17 protein-coding genes and 1 tRNA gene are annotated in these 20816 nt (G+C 73.8%); 10 read left to right on the forward strand and 8 right to left on the reverse strand.

Annotated elements, in window-relative coordinates; genetic code table 11:
- Positions 1-63 precede the first annotated feature (63 nt).
- A complete protein-coding gene (locus tag ACZ7FF_RS41610; protein ID WP_470819541.1) occupies positions 64-1047 on the forward strand; it encodes an aldo/keto reductase in 984 nt (327 codons plus the stop codon).
- Positions 1044-3326, forward strand: a complete 2283-nt coding sequence (locus ACZ7FF_RS41615; protein ID WP_470819543.1) for a helix-hairpin-helix domain-containing protein — start codon at positions 1044-1046, stop codon at positions 3324-3326. The genes ACZ7FF_RS41610 and ACZ7FF_RS41615 overlap by 4 nt, the downstream gene beginning before the upstream one ends.
- Before the next feature lie 65 nt (positions 3327-3391).
- Here ACZ7FF_RS41615 and ACZ7FF_RS41620 read toward each other — a convergent pair whose 3' ends face one another.
- Positions 3392-4075 (reverse strand): hypothetical protein, encoded by a 684-nt coding sequence (locus ACZ7FF_RS41620; RefSeq protein WP_470819545.1) that lies wholly within the window; start codon positions 4073-4075, stop codon positions 3392-3394.
- A 47-nt stretch (positions 4076-4122) separates the two neighbouring features.
- On the opposite strand from ACZ7FF_RS41620, the gene ACZ7FF_RS41625 reads away from it, so the two are divergent.
- A complete protein-coding gene (locus ACZ7FF_RS41625) occupies positions 4123-4311 on the forward strand; it encodes a DUF5703 family protein (RefSeq protein ID WP_005485166.1) in 189 nt (62 codons plus the stop codon).
- An 89-nt stretch (positions 4312-4400) separates the two neighbouring features.
- Here the strand turns inward: ACZ7FF_RS41625 and ACZ7FF_RS41630 are convergent, their stop codons facing one another.
- The 3 genes from ACZ7FF_RS41630 to ACZ7FF_RS41640 all read right to left on the reverse strand — a co-directional run bounded on the left by ACZ7FF_RS41630 (position 4401) and on the right by ACZ7FF_RS41640 (position 7133).
- Positions 4401-5285 carry a chaplin gene (locus ACZ7FF_RS41630; protein ID WP_470819547.1) on the reverse strand — a complete coding sequence of 295 codons (885 nt, stop codon included), beginning with the start codon at positions 5283-5285 and terminating at the stop codon, positions 4401-4403.
- Between the two features lie 141 nt (positions 5286-5426).
- On the reverse strand, positions 5427-5660 hold the full coding sequence (chpH, locus tag ACZ7FF_RS41635) for a chaplin ChpH (protein WP_470819549.1): 234 nt from the start codon (positions 5658-5660) through the stop codon (positions 5427-5429).
- Positions 5661-5807: 147 nt separating this feature from the next.
- Positions 5808-7133 (reverse strand): M20/M25/M40 family metallo-hydrolase, encoded by a 1326-nt coding sequence (locus tag ACZ7FF_RS41640; RefSeq protein WP_470819550.1) that lies wholly within the window; start codon positions 7131-7133, stop codon positions 5808-5810.
- A 213-nt stretch (positions 7134-7346) separates the two neighbouring features.
- Here ACZ7FF_RS41640 and ACZ7FF_RS41645 point away from each other — a divergent pair.
- From ACZ7FF_RS41645 to polX, 4 genes are all read left to right on the forward strand, one after another.
- Positions 7347-7434, forward strand: a tRNA-Leu gene (locus ACZ7FF_RS41645).
- 273 nt (positions 7435-7707) lie between these two features.
- The gene (locus ACZ7FF_RS41650) at positions 7708-11583 is read left to right on the forward strand and encodes a Pls/PosA family non-ribosomal peptide synthetase (RefSeq protein ID WP_470819551.1); all 3876 of its coding nucleotides are present in this window, start codon (positions 7708-7710) and stop codon (positions 11581-11583) included.
- 76 nt (positions 11584-11659) lie between these two features.
- On the forward strand, positions 11660-12997 hold the full coding sequence (locus ACZ7FF_RS41655) for a M1 family metallopeptidase (protein ID WP_470819552.1): 1338 nt from the start codon (positions 11660-11662) through the stop codon (positions 12995-12997).
- Positions 12998-13018: 21 nt separating this feature from the next.
- Positions 13019-14746, forward strand: coding sequence for a DNA polymerase/3'-5' exonuclease PolX (polX, locus tag ACZ7FF_RS41660; RefSeq protein ID WP_470819554.1), 1728 nt, complete (start codon positions 13019-13021; stop codon positions 14744-14746).
- Between the two features lie 12 nt (positions 14747-14758).
- Here the strand turns inward: polX and ACZ7FF_RS41665 are convergent, their stop codons facing one another.
- Genes ACZ7FF_RS41665 through ACZ7FF_RS41675 form a run of 3 tightly spaced genes read right to left on the reverse strand, consistent with a single transcriptional unit; the run spans position 14759 to position 17534 of the window.
- On the reverse strand, positions 14759-15895 hold the full coding sequence (locus ACZ7FF_RS41665) for a CapA family protein (RefSeq protein WP_470819556.1): 1137 nt from the start codon (positions 15893-15895) through the stop codon (positions 14759-14761).
- Between the two features lie 10 nt (positions 15896-15905).
- Positions 15906-17210 carry a phosphoribosyltransferase family protein gene (locus ACZ7FF_RS41670; RefSeq protein WP_470819558.1) on the reverse strand — a complete coding sequence of 435 codons (1305 nt, stop codon included), beginning with the start codon at positions 17208-17210 and terminating at the stop codon, positions 15906-15908.
- 12 nt (positions 17211-17222) lie between these two features.
- A complete protein-coding gene (locus ACZ7FF_RS41675) occupies positions 17223-17534 on the reverse strand; it encodes a dsRBD fold-containing protein (protein ID WP_470819560.1) in 312 nt (103 codons plus the stop codon).
- Between the two features lie 112 nt (positions 17535-17646).
- Between ACZ7FF_RS41675 and ACZ7FF_RS41680 the strand changes: the two genes are divergently transcribed.
- Positions 17647-18021: a YchJ family protein gene (locus tag ACZ7FF_RS41680; RefSeq protein ID WP_470819561.1), complete on the forward strand. Its 375-nt coding sequence runs from the start codon at positions 17647-17649 to the stop codon at positions 18019-18021.
- Here ACZ7FF_RS41680 and ACZ7FF_RS41685 read toward each other — a convergent pair.
- Positions 18018-18719, reverse strand: coding sequence for a FadR/GntR family transcriptional regulator (locus ACZ7FF_RS41685; protein WP_470819562.1), 702 nt, complete (start codon positions 18717-18719; stop codon positions 18018-18020). The two genes, ACZ7FF_RS41680 and ACZ7FF_RS41685, sit on opposite strands and share 4 nt — an antisense overlap.
- Positions 18720-18858: 139 nt before the next feature.
- Here ACZ7FF_RS41685 and ACZ7FF_RS41690 point away from each other — a divergent pair, with 139 nt between their 5' ends.
- Both ACZ7FF_RS41690 and ACZ7FF_RS41695 read left to right on the forward strand, forming a co-directional pair.
- Positions 18859-19377 carry a gluconokinase gene (locus ACZ7FF_RS41690; protein ID WP_470819564.1) on the forward strand — a complete coding sequence of 173 codons (519 nt, stop codon included), beginning with the start codon at positions 18859-18861 and terminating at the stop codon, positions 19375-19377.
- Positions 19378-19417: 40 nt separating this feature from the next.
- On the forward strand, positions 19418-20815 hold the full coding sequence (locus ACZ7FF_RS41695) for a GntP family permease (RefSeq protein WP_470819566.1): 1398 nt from the start codon (positions 19418-19420) through the stop codon (positions 20813-20815).
- Position 20816: the final 1 nt, after the last annotated feature.

The following is a 20816-nucleotide window of genomic DNA, read 5'->3' on the forward strand; positions in this document are numbered from 1 at the left end:
CAGGCGGTACGAGTTGTCCACAGGCAACCCACCGCAGTGGTTCTGGCCAGTAATCTCGCGGTCATGGAGCAGAGGCATCTCGGCCGAACCGGCCTGCGCGTGTCCCGGATCGGGCTCGGCACCCTCACGTGGGGCCGGGACACCGACGAGCACGACGCCGCGGACATGCTGAAGGCGTTCTGGGAAGCCGGCGGGACGCTCGTCGACACCGCGGACGTGTACGGCGACGGCGAGGCGGAGTACCTGCTCGGACAGCTCATGGACGGGCTCGTCCCGCGCCGGGACCTGGTCATCTCCACCAAGGCGGGCAGCGTCCCCGACCCCGACCGCCGCTTCGACGGCTCCCGCGGCCATCTGCTCACCGCGCTCGACGCCTCCCTGGCCCGGCTGGGCACGGACCACGTCGACGTGTGGCACATCCACGCCTACGACCCGGGGACCCCGCTGGAGGAGACGCTCCAGGCCCTCGACATAGCGGTGAGCAGCGGCCGGGCCCGCTACGCCGGTGTCTCCAACTTCTGCGGCTGGCAGCTCGCCAAGGCGGCCACCTGGCAGCTCGCGGCGCCGGGCAGCCGCACCCGGCTGGCCAGCACGCAGATGGAGTACTCCCTGCTCCAGCGGGGCGTGGAACGCGAGGTGCTGCCCGCCGCGCTGGACCTGGGCGTCGGGCTGCTGCCCTCCTCCCCGCTGGGCCGGGGCGTGCTGACCGCGAAGTACCGGCACACCACTCCCGCGGACTCGCGCGGTGCCTCCGAGCACCTGGCGCCGTTCGTGGAGCCGTATCTGGACGACACGGCGACGCGGATCGTGGACGCGGTGACGACGGCGGCCGACGGGCTCGCGGTCACCCCGCTCCAGGTGGCGCTCGCCTGGGTCCGGGACCGACCCGGAGTGGCCGCGCCGATCGTGGGCGCACGCAACGCGCAGCAGCTCACGGCAGCGTTGTCAGTGGAGGCCCTTAGTCTTCCTGACGAGATCTGCCGGGCGCTCGACGATGTGTCGGCGCCCGTGCACCGCTATCCCGATCACGACTGGAGCACGCTGTGAGCACGGAGCCGGAGACCACGGAGGAAGCCGGGCCGGGGACACCGGACGGCCCCGAGGCCCCGGGACAGGACCCGGCGCCCGGGGAGAACGGTGCTGCCGGGGCGGGCGGCACGAGCGGGACCGGAGGGGACACGGCGCCGCCGGAGGACGCGGCCACACCCGAGGCGTCCGCGGCGGACGGCACGAGCGGCGGGGAGGCGGCGTCCGAAGACGGTGCCGCCGCCCCCGAGGGGTCCGAGGACGGTGCCGCCGCGACCCAGGCGTCCGAGGCCGAGGCCGAGCTGGCCGCGCAGCGGGTCGAGCGGGAGCGGATCGAGCGGCGCAAGGCCGAGCGGACGGGCCCGATCGCGAGCGGCGCCAAGCTCAGCGGCACCGCCGCCGACCTGCTCGCCGCGGTCCGCGCGGTGGAGAGCGGCGAGACACCGGCGGCCACGGTCTTCGCCGAGCCCGCCGCCCCGCGCCGCCCCGCCCCGGAGCCCGCGCCCCGCCCCCAGCCCGCGGCCGCTGCCGCCGTGGCGGGTGGCGCGCCCGCGCCGGGGACCGTCGACGCCGTGCGCCGCGTACTGGCCGAGGGCGGCGCGCCCGAGGCCCTCGCCCTCCAGGCGGCCGCGGCGCTCGGCGAGGGCGCCGGGACGGCGCTGCGGGAGGACCCCTGGCAGCTGCTCCGGGTCACCGGCGTACGGCCCGAGCAGGCGGACGGCTTCGCGCGGGCGCTGCTCGGCGCCGACTGCGCGCCGGACGACGAGCGGCGGGGCCGGGCGGTGACCGTCTGGCTGCTGGAGCAGGCGGCCCTCGCCGGGCACACCGCTCTCGACCTGCCCACGCTCACCGCGGCGCTGGCCCAGCGGGGTGTGCCGGACCCGGACGCGGCGGTGCAGGACGCCATCGCCGAGGGCGAGGCCCTGGTGTTCCAGGACGCCCTGGAGGAGCCGGGCGCCCCGGCCGCGCGGACGCAGGGCGACGAGCAGGACGCGGAGGGGGACGAGGAGCGCCCGGTCCGGGTCCTGGCCGGCCTGGAGCGGTACGCGCTCGCCGAGGAGAGCCTCGCCGACGGCCTGGCCCGGCTGGTCAACTCGCTGCACAAGGAGGACGAGGAGGCCTGGGGGCGGGCCGCCGCCGGGGTCTCGGGCGGCGCGGCCGAGCTGGTCCGCGCGGTCGCCGGGCACGGGCTGGTCCTGCACACCGGCGGCGAGGCGGCACGGACGGAGCCGGCCGCGCTGCTCGGTGCCGCACGCGACGCCGGCCTGCGGGCCTTCGCCGCCTGCCACACGCCCGACGGGCGCCGCCGGCTCACCGAGTCGGCCGGCGCGGAGCGGGCGGAGGCGGGTGTGGGGACCGTCGCCGGTCTGCTGTCCGGTGCCGAGGGGCCCGGCCGGGACGCGGACGGCGCCCTGGAACTGGACCTGCTGATCGTGCTGGACGCGCCCCAACTCGACGTGGAGAGCGCCGCGATGCTGGTGGAGTCGCTGCCCGACGGGGCACGGCTGGTGCTCAGCGGCGATCCGGCGGTGCTGTGGTCGGCCGGCCCCGGCCGGGTCTTCGCGGATCTGCTCGCGGCCCGCGCCTGCCCGCAGCTCGTCTCCCGGCTGCCCGACCCGGGTCCGATCGGCGAGCTGGTCTCCGGCATCGGGATCGGCGAGCTGAACCAGGTCGCGGCGCCGGGCAAGGAGGTCGTGATCGTCCCGGCGCGGGACGCGGGCGAGGCCGTGCACCGGACGGTGCAGCTGGTGGCGGACTCGGTGCCGCGGGCGATCGGTGTCCCGGCGGAGCAGACCGTGGTGATCACCCCGGGTCACGGCGGCGCGGCCGGCACCCGCGCGCTCAACGCCGCCCTGAAGGAACGCCTCAACCCCGGCCCCGGCCGCTTCGGCGGCTTCGACCCCGGCGACCGGATCGCCTACTCCCCCGCCCCGGGCCGCACGGTGCCGGGCACGGTGGTGAAGGCCGACACCGAGGGACTGCACCTGTCGTGCGCGGGTGCCCCGGTCGTCGTACCGCGGGAGCGGGTGGAGGGCTGTGTGCGGCACGGCTGGGCGCTGACCGCGCACCAGGCGGTGGGCGGGCGCTGGGCGGCGGCGGTCGTGGTGCTGCCCGGTGACGCCGCGCAGGCGCTCAGCAGACCGTGGGTGTACACGGCGTTCGGCCGGGGTGAGCGGCACCTGTCCGTGGTGCACGGCGTTGAGCAGGCCCTGCCGAGAGCGGTCGCCGAGATCCAGGCCAAGCCCCGTACGACCCGGCTGGGGAGCCTGCTGCGCACCCAGGTCCCGGCCGCGGGCTGATCCCGCTCTCCGGGCGGGGGTGGTGCCGCAGGGGCCTCAGGCCCGTGCGGCACCGTCGGCCGCCGTCATCTGTCGGCGCTCTCGACCTCGTCCTCGACGAACTCGAGGTCCTCCTCCTCGTCGCCGTCCTCGTCGTCCTCGTCGTCGAACACCGCGCTGACGTCGAACCGGCAGACCACCGACTGCGCGTCGATGTGCTCGAACGGGGAGTCCAGCCACTCCCCGGCCTCCGCGGGCTCCTCCGCGGCGGTGACCCAGAGCGTGGAGTCGCCCTCCGCCAGCCCGAACTCCTTGTGCCGGGAGGCGATCTCGTCCGGTTCGAACTCGCCGAAGAGGATGCCGAGCGCCCCGGGGAGGGTCCCGGCGGTGTCCTCGCCGGTGCCGGCGACGTCCTCGTACTCCGCCGCCTCGACCCGCTCGGCCTGCGCCAGCAGCCGCTGGGGTTCCGCCACCGTGTAGTCGCGGCGGATCAGCACGCTGATCGCGTTGGGTTCCTCGGGGCCCGCGTACGGCGGCAGCGCCTCCTCCGCACCGGGGATCTCGAAGGGCGTCACCTCGTCGTAGCGGTCGTAGAGCAGCTCGTCGTACGCCTCGGCGGCCGCGGCCAGCTGGTTGAACGCCTCGGATACGGCCGGGTCGTCGTCACCGGACCGGCGTTCGACCGCCGCGAGATGACGGTCGAGCGCGGTCTTGACCGCCTCGGCGGCGGCGCGTACCTCGGCAGCGGTGGGCTGCGCAGCATCAGACATAGTGCAGACGCTATCCGTACCGGGCACCAGCCCGCACAATAGATGCGATGCCGGAATACGAATTTGTCGACGTGTACGTCCCACGCGGGGTGTCCCGCAAGGACGCCACTCGCCTGCTGACGGACCATGCCGAGTACGGACACTGGGAGTTGGACCGACTGAGCCTGCTGCGCGACGGCAGCCGCAGGGTGCGGCTGCGCCGGCGGATCATCCGCCAGGTGCGTGCCACGTGGTGAGGCGGAACATCTGAACGGAGCGGGCCCCGCCGGCATGGCAGGGCCCGCTCCGTTTTCCCCGGCCCGTCACGGCCTCGCGGTCCGCGTCGTCAGGCCGCGGCCCGCGCCTTGCGGTAGAGCACCGCGCCCGCGATCAGCGCGCCCGCCCCGGCCGGCAGCGCGAGGCCCAGCGGCAGGTCGTTGCCGGTGTGCGCGAGCTGGGGTGCGCTCAGGGACGCCGCGGAGCCGCCGCCCGGCTGCGTGACCTGGGACGAGCCCTGCGGGGTGTGGCCGCCCGGGGTGGCCGGGCTTCCCGGGTGGTGCGACGTGCCGGGTTGGTGCGGGGTCCCCGGGTGTCCGGGCTGCCCCGGGTGACCCGGGTGACCCGGGTGACCAGGCTGCCCCGGGTGACCGGGCTGGCCTGGGTGACCGGGCTGGCCTGGGTGACCGGGCTGGCCTGGGTGACCCGGGTGACCCGTGTGCCCGGGGGGACAAGGGTGGCCGGGGTGTCCCGGGTGGCCGGGCGGGTTGCCGTGGCCGCCGCCCGGCGGACCGCTGTGGTGCCCGCCGCCGTTGGCGCAGGTGTCGCCCGTGGTGGCGTTGCCCAGGCCGATGACGTTGACGCTGTTGCCGCAGACGTTCACCGGCACGTCGATCGGCGCCTGGACGGTGTTGCCGGAGCCGACGCCCGGCGAACCGGCGGTGTGGCCGCCCGCGTGCGCGCCGCCGGAGCCGTGGCCGCCGTACGTCCCGCCGCCGTTGGCACAGGTGTTGCCCACCGCCGGGTTGAGCAACCCGACGACGTTCACGGTGTTTCCGCAGACGTTCACCGGCACGTGCACCGGTGCCTGTACGGTGTTGCCGGACAGTACTCCGGGCGAGCCGGCGGCGGCTCCGGACGCGCCCGCGTCCGCGTGTGCGTAGCCACTCGCGGCGGCGATCACTCCGGTCGCGGCCGCCATGGTCATCAGGCCCTTGCGGGTGCCCTGTCGCATGCTGAATTCCCCCCTGCCTTCGCTGAAACGGAAAAGACCGGTCGGCCTCGGAGCGCATTGCGCGCGCTCCGAGGCCGACGGCTCACGTGGGACGCCCCCCGGGGACGGCTCGTGGAAGACGCCTCCCTCGGGGAGTCGGCGTCAGTGGTTGATGCAGGTGTTGCCGAAGGCGGGGTTCAGGAGCCCGATCACGTTGATCGTGTTGCCGCACACGTTCACCGGGACGTGCACGGGCACCTGGATGACGTTGCCGGAGAGGACGCCCGGGGAGTGCACGGCGGCACCCTGGGCACCGGAATCGGCGACGGCCAGGCCCGCGCCCGCGAGAACCAGCCCACCGGTGGCAGCCGCAGCGGCGACGACCTTCTTGATCATTATTCCTCCTAGTTGGCAATGTGATCCCAAGGTGCGGGAATCACATGAGCTGTAACGAGGAGGGAGTAATGGAGCTACGAGCTTATGGTCGCATTCACTCTTCTCAGTCGATCTCGCACGCGCGCCCGATTACCCGGGGGCAGAGCGTCACGACGCGTCGATGAAGCGGTCGAGGACCCGCACGCCGAACTGCAGCCCGTCCACCGGCACCCGCTCGTCCACGCCGTGGAACATGCCGGCGAAGTCCAGCTCGGGCGGCAGCTTCAGCGGGGCGAAGCCGAAGCCGCGGATGCCGAGGTCGTCGAAGGACTTGGCGTCGGTCCCGCCGGAGAGCATGTAGGGGATCGCCTTGGCGGTGGGGTCCTCGGCGAGCAGCGAGGTCTGCATGGCCTCGACCAGCGCCCCGTCGAAGCCGGTCTCGACGGCCTTGTCGGCGTGCACGTCCGTGCGGCGGACGTTCGGCCCGAGCAGGCGGTCGAGGTCGCCGAGGAACTCCTCCTCGTAGCCCGGCAGGAAGCGGCCGTCGATGTGCGCGACCGCCTCGCCCGGGATGACGTTGACCTTGTAACCGGCGTTCAGCTGCGTCGGGTTGGCGGTGTTGCTCAGGGTCGCGCCGATCAGCTTGGCGATGCCGCCGAGCTTGGCGAGGGTGGACTCCATGTCCTCCGGGTCCAGCTCGGTGCCGAGCGCGTCGCCCAGTTCCTCGAGGAAGGCCCGGGTGGTCTTGGTGACCCGTACCGGGAACTTGTGCCGGCCGACGCGGGCGACGGCCTCGGACAGCTCGGTGATGGCGTTGTCGCGGTGGATCATCGAGCCGTGTCCGGCGGTGCCGGCCACGGTGAGCTTCATCCAGTGCATGCCCTTCTCGGCCGTCTGGATCAGGTAGAGCCGCCGCTGCTCGTTCACCGTGAAGGAGAAGCCGCCGACCTCGCTGATCGCCTCGGTGACGCCCTCGAACAGCTCGGGGTGGTTGTCGACCAGGTACCGGGCGCCGTAGGTGCCTCCCGCCTCCTCGTCGGCGAGGAAGGCGAGCACGATGTCCCGCGGGGGCCGGCGCCCGCTCCTGAGCCGGTCGCGCACGACCGCGAGGGTCATGGCGTCCATGTCCTTCATGTCGACGGCCCCGCGGCCCCACACGCACCCGCCGGCGACCTCGCCGGAGAACGGGTGGTGGGTCCAGTCGTGCGCGTTGGCCGGCACGACGTCCAGGTGGCCGTGGATCAGCAGCGCGGGCCGGGACGGGTTCTCGCCCTCGATGCGGGCCACCGTCGAGGCGCGGCCCGGGTGCGACTCGAAGATCCGGGGCTCCAGCCCGACCTCGGCGAGCTTCTCGGCGACCCACTCGGCGGCCTTGCGCTCGCCGGGCCCGGAGTGGTCGCCGTAGTTGCTGGTGTCGAACCGGATCAGCTCGCGGCAGAGGTCCACGACCTCGTCCTCGCCGGTGACGCCCCTGGCCGTGTCCGTCTCGCTCACGCTGATTCCTCCCACTGTCACTGCTGGTGGTCTCCCTCATCCTCTCCCCGGGCCTGCCCGGGCCCAAGACCGGACCCGGCCCGTCACGCACCGTTCACGCGCGGCCGGTCCGGGGACGGGGGTGATCAGCCACCCCCGAAAGCCTGGTAATGTTTCCTTCGTCGCCGCGAGGGAAACCCCCGCCAAGGGAAGATCTCGCACGACAGACACCTTGTCCGGGTGGCGGAATGGCAGACGCGCTAGCTTGAGGTGCTAGTGCCCTTTATCGGGCGTGGGGGTTCAAGTCCCCCCTCGGACACCAGTCAGCGAGGGCCCCTGCTCAGCAGGGGCCCTCGGTCGTTTTTGTACGTTCGCCCCCGCGCGCCGAACGGCCGCGAACTAGCCCTCCGTGTCCGCTCGCTGACCGTGTGTGGGGCATGTCTCTTCCGGGTGAAGGTCGGCAGGTCAGCGGCTCGCGGTCATGCCCATGCAGACACCCGGACGGCCCTCCCGGGCGGTCGTGAGCAGGGGCCGGGCCTAGCGTCGTACTAATATTTCCGGCTTGTCACTCAGCCGGACCCGACGTGAGGACCCGATGGCAGCCATAGACGAGAGCAGCGCTCTCGGCCTGCTCGACGAAGAGATCCGCGCGCAGTTCGGCGACCGGGCACGCTTCTCCGCGGGCCCGGCGGCCTCGGCGCGCACCCTGGTCGACGTCTTCGACGCCACCGTGCGGTCCCATCCGGACGAGCCGGCCCTGGACGACGGTACGGCGTCGCTCACCTACCGTGCGCTGGCCGCCGAGGTCGAGCGGCTGCGCTGCCGGCTCGCGGCCTCGGGGGTCGGGCTCGGCGACCGCGTCGGGGTGCGGGTGCCCTCGGGGACCAACGAGCTGTACGTCGCGATCCTCGCCGTACTCGCCGCCGGTGCCGCCTATGTCCCCGTCGACGCCGAGGACCCGGACGAGCGGGCCGAGCTGGTGTTCGGGGAGGCGGAGGTGCGGGCGGTCATCGGCGCCGGCCACGCCATCGCCGTGCAGAACGGGCCGTCGCGGGGCAGCTCCGGTTCGCCCGCCGCGCGGCCCGGTGCCGGGAACGACGCCTGGATCATCTTCACCTCCGGTTCCACCGGCAGACCCAAGGGCGTGGCCGTCACCCACCGCAGCGCCGCCGCCTTCGTGGACGCCGAGGCGGCCCTCTTCCTCACGGAGGAGCCCGTCGGGCCCGGCGACCGGGTCATGGCCGGGCTGTCCGTCGCCTTCGACGCGTCCTGCGAGGAGATGTGGCTGGCCTGGCGGTACGGCGCCTGTCTGGTTCCCGTGCCCCGCTCGCAGGTCAGGAGCGGCGCCGATCTCGGGCCCTGGCTGGTGGAGCAGGAGATCACGGTCGTGTCGACCGTGCCGACGCTGGCCGCGCTCTGGGAGCCCGAGGCGCTGGGCGACGTACGGCTGCTGATCTTCGGCGGTGAGGCCTGCCCGCCCGAGCTGGCGCAGCGGCTGGTCACCGAGGGGCGGGAGGTGTGGAACACCTACGGGCCGACCGAGGCGACGGTCGTGGCCTGCGCATCGCTGCTCACCGGCGAGGAACCCATCAGGATCGGGCTGCCGCTCGGCGGCTGGGAGCTGGCCGTCGTCGACGGCGCCGGGGAGCCGGTGGCCCTGGGCGGCAGCGGGGAACTGGTGATCGGCGGGGTCGGACTCGCACGGTACCTCGACGCCGAGAAGGACGCGGAGAAGTACGCGCCGCTCGTGTCGCTGGGCTGGGAGCGGGCCTACCGGAGCGGTGACCTGGTCAGGGCCGAGCCCGAGGGACTGATCTTCCTGGGCCGGGCGGACGAGCAGATCAAGCTCGGCGGACGCCGGATCGAGCTCGGCGAGGTGGACGCCGCGCTGCAGGCCCTGCCGGGCGTCGCCGGGGCCGCGGCCGCCGTGCGGACCGCCCGCGGCGGCAACCAGCTGCTCGTCGGATACGTGGTCACACAGGAAGGCTGGGACCAGGCGGCCGCCGTCCGGAAGCTGCGGGCCGAGCTGCCCGCCGCCCTGGTGCCGCTGCTCGCGCCCGTGGCCGACCTGCCGACCCGTACGTCGGGGAAGGTGGACCGGGCCGCCCTGCCCTGGCCGCTGGAGGGTGTGGAGGCCCCCAAGGCCGAGCTGTACGGCACCGAGGCCTGGCTCGCCGAGCAGTGGACCGAGGTGCTCGGCATCCCGGTGTCCGGCGCCTCCGACGACTTCTTCGCCATCGGCGGCGGCAGCCTGGCCGCCGCCCAGCTGACCACCCGGCTGCGCACCCGCTACCCGAGCGCCGCCGTCCTCGACATCTACCAGCACCCCACGCTGCGCAAGCTGGCCAGACGGCTGGAGGCCTCGGCGCAGGACGACGGCGGGAGCCGCACCATCGCGCCGGTCCCGGTGCGCGCCCGGCTGGTGCAGCTCCTGCTGCTGCTCCCGCTGGTGACGCTGCTGGGGCTGCGCTGGTCGTTGGTCCTGGCCGCCGTGGGCGATCTGCTGCCCGGCTACGGCTGGCTGCCGACCGCCCCCTGGTGGCTGCTGACGGCCGGTGCGCTGCTGTTCTTCACTCCTCCCGGGCGGATCGCGCTCGCGGCGGGCGGGGCCCGGCTGCTGCTGCGCGGGCTGCGGCCGGGGCGGTATCCGCGCGGCGGGAGCGTGCACCTGCGGCTGTGGACCGCCGAGCGGCTGGCCGAGTTCAGCGGGGCCACCTCGCTGACCGGCTCCTGGCTGGAACGCTATGCGCGGGCCCTCGGCGCCAAGGTCGGGCCGGAGGTGGACCTGCACTCGCTGCCGCCGGTCACCGGCATGCTCAAGCTGGGCCGGGGCGCGGCCGTCGAGTCCGAGGTCGACCTCTCCGGGTACTGGCTGGACGGCGACCGACTGGAGATCGGCCCGGTCAAGGTCGGCGCGCACGCCACCGTCGGCACCCGCAGCATGCTCTTCCCGGGCGCCCGGATCGGCAAGCGGGCCGAGGTGGCGCCGGGCTCCGCGGTCGCGGGGCAGGTGCCCACCGGTCAGCGCTGGGCCGGCGCGCCCGCGGTCAAGCTCGGCAAGGCCAAGCGCAACTGGCCCCGGGAGCGGCCGCAGCGGGGCACGTACTGGCGGCTGATGTACGGGGCCGCGGGCGTCGGGCTCGGCGCCCTGCCGCTGCTCGCGGGCGTGGCCGCGCTGCTGGTCGCCCGCGTCTTCGTGGCGCCCGGCGGCTCGCTCGGCCGGGCGCTGCGCGGCGCCGCGCTCGGGCTGGTCCCGGCCACGCTCGCCTACGGGCTGGCGTACGCGCTGCTGCTCCTCGTCGCCGTGCGGCTGCTCAGCCTCGGTTTGCGCGAGGGCACACATCCGACGCACAGCCGGGTCGGCTGGCAGGCGTGGACGGTGACGCAGCTGATGGACCGGTCCCGGGAGACGCTGTTCCCGCTGTACGCGGGGCTGGTCACGCCGGTGTGGCTGCGGCTGCTGGGGATGCGGATCGGGCGGGGCGCGGAGGTCTCGACCGTGCTGGCGCTGCCGAGCCTGACCACGGTCGGCGACGGCGCGTTCCTCGCCGACGACACGCTGACGGCGCCGTACGAGCTGGGCGGCGGCTGGGTGCGGATCGGGCGCGCGGAGATCGGGCGGCGGGCCTTCCTCGGGAACTCGGGGATGACCGCGCCGGGGCGCAGCGTGCCGGACGGCGGTCTGGTCGGCGTGCTGTCGGCGACCCCCAAGAAGGCCAAGAAGGGCACGTCGTACCTGGGGCTGCCGCCGGTGAAGCTGCCCCGCAGCGCCACCGGCGGGGACCAGAGCCGTACCTACGAGCCCGCGGCCCGGCTGCTGTGGGCGCGCGGTCTGGTGGAGCTGTGCCGCATCGTTCCGGTGCTGTGCTCGGCGGCGCTGGCCGTGCTGACCGTGGCGGCGCTGTGCGCGCTGGGGGCGTGGGCGCCGCTGCTGTCGGGGCTGGTGCTGGTCGCGGCCGGCGTTCTGGCCGGGGTCGTGTCGGTCGTGGCGAAGTGGCTGCTGGTGGGGCGGCACCGCGCCGGGGAGCATCCGCTGTGGAGTTCCTTCGTGTGGCGGGGCGAGCTGGCGGACACGTTCGTCGAGGTGCTGGCGGTGCCGTGGCTGGCCGGGGCCGTGCCGGGGACACCGGTGATGACGGCGTGGCTGCGCGGGCTCGGCGCCCGCATCGGCCACGGCGTGTGGGTGGAGAGCTACTGGCTGCCGGAGGCGGACCTGGTGACCCTGGAGGACGCCGCCACCGTCAACCGCGGCTGTGTTCTGCAGACACACCTCTTCCACGACCGGATCTTGCGGACGGATACTGTGGTCCTCCGTGAGGGTGCCACGCTGGGCCCTGGCGGGATCGTGCTGCCCGGCAGCACGGTCGGGGCCCGTACGACCCTGGGTCCCGCGTCGCTCGTCATGGCCGCGGAGTCCGTTCCGGACGACACCCGCTGGCTCGGCAATCCGATCGAGGCATGGCGTCCCTGAGCGCAGGCCACTCGGGGGCCCGGACGTCGGCGCACCGAGCAACGGTCCGAGCAAGGCGCAGGGAGCGAACGCGGAAGTGGCAGTTCAGCAGTCAGCGGGCCCGGATCCGTACTTCCCGGACAACGGCGATCCCCGGTACCGGGTGCACCGGTACGAACTCGCGCTGGACTACCGCCCGGGACCCAACCGGCTGTCCGGCACGGCCCGGATCAACGCCATCGCCGGCCCGGCGCCGCTGACCGAGTTCCGGCTCGACCTGGCCGACTTCCGGATCGGCCGGATCCGGGTGGACGGCCGGCAGCCGCACTACACGCACCGGGGCGGCAAGCTGCGGGTCAGGCCCGCGAAGCCGCTGCGCGCCGGGGCCGCCTTCACCGTCGAGGTGCACTGGTCGGGCAATCCCGGTCCGGTGCCGAGCCCTTGGGGCGGGCTCGGCTTCGAGGAGCTGGAGGACGGGGCGCTGGTGGCGAGCCAGCCGGTCGGGGCGCCGTCCTGGTACCCGTGCAACGACCGGCCGGCCGACAAGGCGTCCTACCAGATCTCGGTCACCGTGCCGTCCGCGTACGCGGTGGTCTCGGGCGGGCGCCTGCTGACCCGTACGACGAAGGCCTCGACGACCACCTGGGTGTACGAGCAGTCCGCGCCCACGTCCAGCTATCTGGTCGGTCTGGCGATCGGCCGGTTCCAGACGGTGCTGCTGGGCGACCCCGGTCCGGGCGGGGTGCCGCAGCACGGGCACATCCCGGCGCGGCTGCTGCCGGAGTTCTCCCGGGACTTCGCGCGCCAGCCCGCGATGATGGAGCTGTTCCAGGAGCTGTTCGGGCCGTACCCGTTCGACAGCTACGCGGTCGCGGTGACCGAGGAGGAGCTCGATGTGCCGGTCGAGGCGCAGGGGTTGTCGCTGTTCGGGTCCAACCACGTGGACGGCGTCCGGGGCTGGGAGCGGCTGGTGGCGCACGAGCTGGCGCACCAGTGGTTCGGCAACTGCGTGTCCATCGCGGACTGGCGGCACATCTGGCTGAACGAGGGGTTCGCCAAGTACGCGGAATGGCTGTGGTCCGAGCGTTCCGGCGGCCGCGGTTCCCAGCAGCTGGCCGCCGCCGCCCACCGGTCGCTGTCCTCGCAGCCGCAGGACCTGCGGCTGGCCGATCCGGGCCGCGGGTCGATGTTCGACGACCGGCTCTACGAGCGGGGCGGCCTGACCCTGCACGCGGTGCGCTGCGCGCTGGGCGACGAGGCGTTCTTCGCCATGCTGCGCGCCTGGGTGCGGCTGCACCGGCACGGGTCGGTGACGACGGCGGCGTTCGCCGCCCACGTGGCGCGGTACGCGGACGAGTCGCCCGCCGGGCTGTTCGACGCGTGGGTGCACGGGGCCGCGCTGCCGCCGCTGCCGGTGCTCCGGGACGCTGCGTAGGGGTTTTCCTAGACTTGAGGGGTGGTCCGGCCCAACGAGGAGGTCGAGGCGGTCCTGCGGGAGTACGCCGACCTCATCGCGATCACCGGAGGCGACGCCTTCAAGGCGCGCGCCTACGAGAAGGCGGCGCGCGCCATCGGCGGCCATCCGGCCGACGTCTCCCGGATGGACGCGGACGGCCTCCGGGAGATCCCCAACGTGGGCAGGTCGATCGCCGACAAGGTGGTCGAGTACCTACGCACGGGCAGCATGGCGGTGGTCGAGGAACGCCGGGCGAAGATCCCGGCCGGGGTGCGGGAGCTGATCTCGATCCCCACCCTGGGCCCGAAGAAGGCCCTGCGGCTCTACGAGGACCTGCACATCTCCTCGGTGCAGGAGCTGGCCGCCGCGATCGAGGCGGACGCGCTGGCCGGTCTCAAGGGCTTCGGCGAGAAGACGCAGGAGAACATCAGGCACGGCATCGAGCTGCTGCGGCGGGCGGGCGGCCGGGTGCCGCTGCCGCTCGCCCTGGACACCGCCGAGGAGATCGTCGCCGAGCTGTCGTCGGTGACCGGCTGCGGGCGGTGCGCCTACGCCGGGTCCCTGCGCCGGATGCGGGAGACCGTCGGGGATCTCGACGTGCTGGTCGCGGCGAAGCGGTCGGCCCCGTTCATGGAGGCGCTGTGCGGCCTGCCGGTCACCGCCGAGGTCGTGGCGCGGGGCACGAAGAAGACGTCGGTGCGCACCGCCAAGGGCCTCCAGGTCGATCTGCGGGTGCTGCCGCCGGACTCCTGGGGTGCGGGCCTGCAGTACTTCACCGGCTCGAAGGCGCACAACATCCGTACCCGGACCATCGCCGTGCACCGGGGGCTGAAGCTCTCCGAGTACGGCGTGTTCGACGCCGAGAGCGGGGATTCGGTCGCCTCCCGGACGGAGGAGGAGGTGTACGCGCGGCTCGGGCTGCCGTGGATCCCTCCGGCGCTGCGGGAGGACCGCGGGGAGATCGAGGCCGCGCTGCGCGGCGAGCTGCCCGCGGTGGTGACCGAGAGGGACATCCGGGGTGACCTGCACACGCACACCGACCTCACGGACGGCCTCGCGTCGCTGGAGGCGATGGTGGAGGCGGCCGCCGGTCGGGGCCACGCCTACTACGCGGTCACCGACCACGCGCCCGACCTGTACATGCAGCGCATGACCGAGGAGAAGGTCCTCGCCCAGCGGGAGCGGCTGCGGGAGCTGGACGGCACGCACCACCGGATGCGGCTGCTGCACGGGACGGAGCTGAACATCGGTCCCGACGGCGGGGTGGACTGGCCGGAGGAGTTCCTGGCCGGCTTCGACCTGTGCGTGGCCTCGCTGCACTCGCACTTCGACCTGGGCCGCGGGGCGATGACCCGGCGGCTGGTACGGGCCTGCGAGAACCCCCGGGTCAACATCATCGGGCACCCCACCACCCGGCTGATCGGGAAGCGGCCGGGCGTGGACGCCGACTGGGACGAGGTGTTCGCGGCCTGCGCGCGCACCGGTACCGCGCTGGAGGTCAACGCCCAGCCGGACCGGCTGGACCTGGGTGACGAGGACATCCTGCGGGCCAGGGCGCACGGGGTGCGGTTCGCCGTGAACAGCGACGCCCACTCCGTGCCGCACCTCGCGCAGCTGCGGTTCGGCGTCGGCACGGCGCAGCGCGGCTGGCTCACCCGGGACGACGTGATCAACACCTGGCCGCTGACCCGGCTGCGGCGGTTCCTGCGCAAGGGCCGGCGGTCCTGAGCACCCGCGGTCTCAGCGGGGCGCGCCGCTGCGCAGGGGCCGTACCGTGAGGGTTCCGTCGTCGCCGGGCTCGACGCGGGTGCCGAGGTGGCGGGCGTGCTGGTCCAGGACGGTGCACAGCCAGGCGGTGTCGCGGGCCGGGGCGTGCTCCAGGCGCATCCGGCGGGCCCGCAGGAGCACGATCCGCAGTCCGGTGAGGCGGCCGGTGCGGGCCTCGACCGTCACCAGGTACAGCGGTCGCAGGTCGTCGCGGTAGTGCTCGTGGCCGCCGATGCCCTCGTAGTCGTCGATGAGGTCCCCGCAGCCGTACAGGACGAGCCTGTCCCGGTAGATCTCCGGTGGGCGCGGGTGGTGCGAGGAGTGGCCGTGGACGATGTCGGCGCCCGCGTCGACGAGTGCGTGGGCGAAGCGGATCTCGTCGCGGGAGACGCCGTAACCCCAGTTGGGGCCCCAGTGGACGGAGGCGACGACGATGTCGCCGGGCCGTTCGGCCTGGCGCAGCCGGCCGGCGAAGTCCGCGGCTGCCGCGGCGGTCGGCGCGCCGGCCAGGGCCACGCCGGGCCGTTCGACGGTGGCGGCCCAGCCGGGCGGGATGCCGCTGGACGTCATGCCGAGGGCGAGGACGAGAACGCGGCCGCGGCCGCCGGGCCGCAGCGGGACGGCGGCGGCGCGGCGGGCCGCGGGCGCGTTCCGGCCCGCTCCGGCGGTGCGCAGCCCGGCCGCGGCGAGGCGGTCCAGGGTCTCCTGAAGGCCGGGCGGCCCGAAGTCGAGCACGTGGTTGTTGGCGAGGACGCAGACGTCGGGGCGGGCGGCGGCGAGGCAGGGCAGGTTGTCGGGGTGCATGCGGTAGTGGACGCCCTTGCCGGGCGCGAAGTCGCCGTCCCGGGTGACGGCGGTCTCCAGGTTGACCACCCGTGCGTCCGGCGCCGCGCGTTCCAGGACGGGCAGTGCCTCGCCCCAGGGCCAGGTGTCGTCCACGGGGCTGGGGATCGGCCCGTTCGCGGCCTCGGCCAGGGCGACGTAGTCGCGGGCGTCGTGGACGTAGTCCTCCCGCAGGGCCGGGTCGCCGGGGTGCGCGAGGATCTGGTCGACGCCCCTGCCGAGCATGACGTCGCCGGCGAGGAAGAGGGTGACGGTGTCCCCGGGCATGGCCGGTGGGTCAGACGTGGGCGGGTGCCATGTGGTCCGTGAACCAGTCGCGGGCCAGCTCGGTCACCCTTTCGAGCGCGCCGGGTTCCTCGAAGAGGTGGGTGGCGCGGGGGACGACGTCGAGCCGGTTCTCGCAGTTCAGTCGTGCCTGGGCGTCCCGGTTGAGGTCGAGGACCAGTGCGTCGGCGCCGCCGACGACGAGCAGGGTGGGTGCGGTGACCGCGGCGAGCCGTGGTCCGGCGAGGTCGGGGCGGCCGCCGCGGGAGACGACCGCGGCGGGCCGCGCAGCCGGTTCGGCGGCGGCCCACAGCGCGGCGGCCGCGCCGGTGCTGGCGCCGAAGTAGCCGATGGCGAGCCCTTCGGTGCCCGGTTCGTCGCGCAGCCAGCGGGTGGCGTCCAGCAGCCTTCCGGCCAGCAGCGCGATGTCGAAGACGTTGGCCCGGTCGCGCTCCTCCTCGTCGGTGAGCAGGTCGAACAGCAGGGTGGCGAGTCCGGCCCGGTGAAGTCCCTCGGCCACGTACCGGTTGCGCGGGCTGTGCCGGCTGCTGCCGCTGCCGTGGGCGAAGGCCACGACGCCGGTGGCGCCCTCGGGCACGGTGAGCCGGCCGCCCAGCCGCAGCTCGCCGGCCGGTACCGTGACCTCCCGGTCGGTGGCCCGGGAGCCGGAGGCGTGCCGGTGCCGGCTCGCGGCCTGCCGCAGGCAGACGGTGACCTCCTCGTCCTCGACCTGGGTGAAGTCGGCGTAGAACTGGCCGACGGCGACGAAGTCCCAGGGGGTGTCCAGGCAGACCAGTTCGTCGGCGTCGTCGCCGAGCCGCCGGGCGACGTCGTGCGGGGCCACAGGGACGGCGAGCACGACGCGGGCGGCGCCGCGGGCCCGGGCGACGCGGCAGGCGACCCGGGCGGTCGAGCCGGTGGCCACGCCGTCGTCGACCACCACGGCCGTGCGGCCGGCGACGGAGACGGGTGAGATCTCGCCCCGGTAGCGGGCGGCCCGGTCCCGGAGGACGCGGCGTTCGCGTTCCTCGACCCGGGCGACGTCCTCCGCGGTGGCCCCGGTGCCTCTCAGCACCTCCTGGTTGACGACGCGGACGCCGTCCTCGCCGATCGCCCCCATGCCCAGCTCCGGCTGGTAGGGCACGCCCAGCTTGCGCACCAGGCAGACGTCCAGGGGCGCGTCGAGCGCCTCGGCGACGACGGCGGCCACCGGCACACCGCCGCGCGGCAGCCCGAGGACCACGACGTCCTGGCCCCTGAGGTACTCCAGGCGGGCGCCGAGCCGCCGCCCCGCCTCCAGCCGGTCGCCGAACTGCACGGGGGGCTCCCCTCACTCCCGGCGCAGCCAGAGCGGTTCGGGGCTCTCCGTGTCGGTCGCTCCCAGCGCCTTCATGTCGCCGTTGGCCGCGCGCACCAGCAGGCGGCCCATGGCGATCAGGGCGCGGCCGGCGGCGAGTTCGTCGCCTATCTCGGGCACGTCGCGGTCGATGGGGCTGCGCCGGGCCTCGGCGCGGCTCTCCAGGACGTTGTCCCCGGTGTCCAGGACGATCCGGGCCGTGGTGTCCGGGTCGCGTTCGGACAGGTACAGGTTCAGCCGCCACTCCTTGACGGCCGGAGGACGGCTGGTCACGGGTCGGGTCATGGTCCGTCCCTCCTCCTTGTGCCGTGTCCCGGCAGGGCGAGCCGGGCCGGCACTTCCACTGTGCACCCCGCCGGGGGCGGGCGCCTCCCCTGGTGCGGGCACAATGAGGCGCATGACCACGCGCACCTGTCCCTGCGGACTCCCCCGGCCCTACGACGCCTGCTGCGGCCGTTTCCACAAGGGGTCCGCGGCCGCACCGACCGCCGAGCTGCTGATGCGCTCGCGGTACAGCGCGTTCGTCGGCGGGGACGCGGGGTACCTGCTGCGCACCTGGCATCCCCGGACCCGGCCGGAGCGGCTGGACCTCGATCCGCGGACGCGGTGGTCCGGTCTGGAGATCCTGGGCAGCACCGACGGGTCCGCGTTCCACGAGACGGGCACGGTGACCTTCCGGGCGTCCTACCGGGGCGGTTCGCTGCACGAGCGCAGCCGCTTCGAGCGGGTGGCCGGGGCGTGGGTGTACGTGGACGGCGACTTCCTGGACTAGGGCGCCAGGATGTCCAGTTCCTGCAGCGCGCCGACGGTGATCTCCCTGGTCAGTTCCTCGGCGCGGGGCGCGTCGCCCGCGCGGACGGCCTCCGCGACCTGTACGTGCAGGGTGACGGCGGCCGGGTCGGGGTCCTCGAACATGACCTCGTGATGGGTGCGCCCGGCCAGTACCTCGGCGACGACGTCGCCGAGGCGGGCGAACATCTCGTTGCCCGACGCGCCGAGGATGACGCGGTGGAAGGCGACGTCGTGGACCAGGTACTCCTGGAGTCGGTGGCCGCGTGAGTTGGCCACCATGCCGAGGGCGCACTCGGTGAGTTCGGCGTACTGCTCGGCGGTGGCGTGCCTCGCCGCCAGCCCGGCCGCGACCGGTTCGACCGCGGAGCGCAGCACGGTCAGCGAGCGCAGCTGGTGGGGGCGGTCGGCGCCGGCCAGCCGCCAGCGGATGACCTGTGGGTCGTAGACGTTCCACTCGGGCTTGGGGCGGACCGTCACGCCCACCCTGCGGCGGGACTCGACGAGGTGCATGGATTCGAGCACCCGCACCGCCTCGCGCATCACGGAGCGTGACACCTCGAAGTGCTGTGCGAGTTCGTCGGTGCGCAGAACGCTGCCCGGAGGGTACTCGCCCGCGGTGATCGCGGGGCCGAGGGTGTCCAGTACGCGGCCGTGCAGCCCCCGGCCCGGTGTGCTCATGCACTCAGCGTACGGCGTGGATCACGGACTCAAAAAGTCAGACTTATATGTCACACACTCTTGAATTCATCGTACTTATGGGTTTCAGTGTGGCGACGCCGAAGTGGCGTCGGATGTCGAGGAAGACAGCGAGGCAGTGATGCGAACCCCCCAGGTCGTCGTCGTGATGGGCGTCGCGGGGACGGGCAAGACCACGATCGGTCCCCTGCTCGCCGCGCGGCTGGGCGTCCCGTACGCCGAGGGCGACGACTTCCACCCGGAGGCCAACATCGCGAAGATGTCGGCCGGGATCCCGCTCGAGGACGCCGACAGATGGCCCTGGCTCGACGCCATCGGTCACTGGGCGCAGGGGCGGGCCGGGCTCGGCGGGGTGGTCAGCAGCTCGGCGCTGAAGCGGTCGTACCGCGACCGGCTCAGGGCCGTGGCTCCGGGAGTCGTGTTCGTGCATCTCACGGGCGACCGGAAGCTGATCGAGGACCGGATGGGGCAGCGGCAGGGGCACTTCATGCCGACCGCGCTGCTGGACTCCCAGTTCGCCACGCTGCAGCCTCTGGGGCCGGACGAGGCGGGTGTCGCCGTGGACGTCAGTGGCAGTCCCCAGGAGATCACCGAGCGCGCCGTCCGGGCGCTGGACGCGCTTCCTGCCGCATCCGCGTAAGCACCCCCGACAAAGTCCCCGTAACCGCAAGGGAACCCCCGTGACCAGACTCAGCGTCGAGATGCTGGCAGCGGACACACCTCCGCCGATCTCCTCCGCCGGGCACGCACAGCTGGGCATCGCCGTCCTGCTGGGCATCGCCGTGATCGTCCTGCTCATCACCAAGTTCAAGCTCCACGCCTTCCTGGCGCTGACCATCGGGTCACTGGCGCTCGGGGCGGCCGCCGGAGCCCCGCTCGACAAGGCGATCACCAGTTTCACCACCGGGCTCGGCAGCACCGTGGCCGGCGTCGGCGTCCTGATCGCGCTCGGGGCGATCCTGGGCAAGCTGCTCGCCGACTCGGGCGGCGCCGACCAGATCGTCGACACCATCCTGGCGAAGGCCGGGGGCCGTGCGATGCCCTGGGCGATGGTGCTGATCGCCTCCGTGATCGGCCTGCCGCTCTTCTTCGAGGTCGGCATCGTGCTGCTGATCCCGGTCGTGCTGATGGTCGCCAAGCGCGGCAACTACTCCCTGATGCGCATCGGCGTCCCGGCGCTCGCCGGCCTGTCCGTGATGCACGGCCTGATCCCGCCGCACCCCGGCCCGCTGGTCGCGATCGACGCGCTGCACGCCAACCTGGGCGTGACCCTCGCGCTCGGCCTGGTCGTCGCCATACCGACCGTGATCATCGGCGGTCCGCTGTTCTCCAAGGTCGCGGCCCGCTGGGTGGACGTCCCGGCGCCCGACCGCATGCTCCCGCAGCGCCCCTCGGAGGAGCTGGAGCGCCGTCCGGGCTTCGGCGCGACGCTCGCCACCATGCTGCTGCCGGTGGTGCTGATGCTGGCCAAGGCCCTGGTGGACATCGTCGTCGACGACGCCGCCAACACCACCCAGCGCGTCTTCGACATCGTCGGCTCCCCGCTGATCGCCCTCCTCGCCGCCGTGATCGTCGGCTTCTTCACGCTGGGCCGGCCCGCCGGGTTCAGCAAGGAGCGGCTGCAGCAGACCGTCGAGAAGGGCCTGATGCCCATCGCCGGCATCCTGCTGATCGTCGGCGCGGGCGGCGGCTTCAAGCAGACGCTGATCGACTGCGGGGTGGGCCAGATGATCCTGGACATCTCCAAGAACTGGTCGATCCCGGCGCTGCTGCTGGCCTGGCTGATCGCCGTGGTGATCCGGCTCGCGACCGGCTCGGCGACGGTGGCGACGGTCTCGGCGGCCGGTCTGGTCGCGCCGCTCGCGGCCGGCATGTCGACCACCCACACGGCCCTCCTGGTCCTCGCGATCGGCTCCGGCTCGCTGTTCTTCAGCTTCGTCAACGACGCCGGCTTCTGGCTGGTGAAGGAGTACTTCGGGCTGAGCGTCGGGCAGACCGTGAAGACCTGGTCGATCATGGAGACGATCCTCTCGGTGGTCGGCGGCGGCCTGGTCCTGCTGCTGTCCCTCGTGGTCTAGC

Source organism: Streptomyces sp. NPDC037126 (genome assembly GCF_055605965.1).

Excerpts from the sequence above, each read along its gene's own strand:
- ACZ7FF_RS41680 (WP_470819561.1), top strand. The coding sequence starts at position 17,647 with ATGACCACGCGCACCTGTCCCTGCGGACTCCCCCGGCCCTACGACGCC.
- ACZ7FF_RS41620 (WP_470819545.1), bottom strand. The coding sequence starts at position 4,075 with ATGTCTGATGCTGCGCAGCCCACCGCTGCCGAGGTACGCGCCGCCGCC.
- ACZ7FF_RS41630 (WP_470819547.1), bottom strand. The coding sequence starts at position 5,285 with ATGCGACAGGGCACCCGCAAGGGCCTGATGACCATGGCGGCCGCGACC.
- ACZ7FF_RS41690 (WP_470819564.1), top strand. The coding sequence starts at position 18,859 with ATGCGAACCCCCCAGGTCGTCGTCGTGATGGGCGTCGCGGGGACGGGC.
- chpH (WP_470819549.1), bottom strand. The coding sequence starts at position 5,660 with ATGATCAAGAAGGTCGTCGCCGCTGCGGCTGCCACCGGTGGGCTGGTT.
- ACZ7FF_RS41650 (WP_470819551.1), top strand. The coding sequence starts at position 7,708 with ATGGCAGCCATAGACGAGAGCAGCGCTCTCGGCCTGCTCGACGAAGAG.
- ACZ7FF_RS41665 (WP_470819556.1), bottom strand. The coding sequence starts at position 15,895 with ATGCCCGGGGACACCGTCACCCTCTTCCTCGCCGGCGACGTCATGCTC.
- ACZ7FF_RS41675 (WP_470819560.1), bottom strand. The coding sequence starts at position 17,534 with ATGACCCGACCCGTGACCAGCCGTCCTCCGGCCGTCAAGGAGTGGCGG.
- ACZ7FF_RS41625 (WP_005485166.1), top strand. The coding sequence starts at position 4,123 with ATGCCGGAATACGAATTTGTCGACGTGTACGTCCCACGCGGGGTGTCC.
- ACZ7FF_RS41610 (WP_470819541.1), top strand. The coding sequence starts at position 64 with ATGGAGCAGAGGCATCTCGGCCGAACCGGCCTGCGCGTGTCCCGGATC.
- ACZ7FF_RS41685 (WP_470819562.1), bottom strand. The coding sequence starts at position 18,719 with ATGAGCACACCGGGCCGGGGGCTGCACGGCCGCGTACTGGACACCCTC.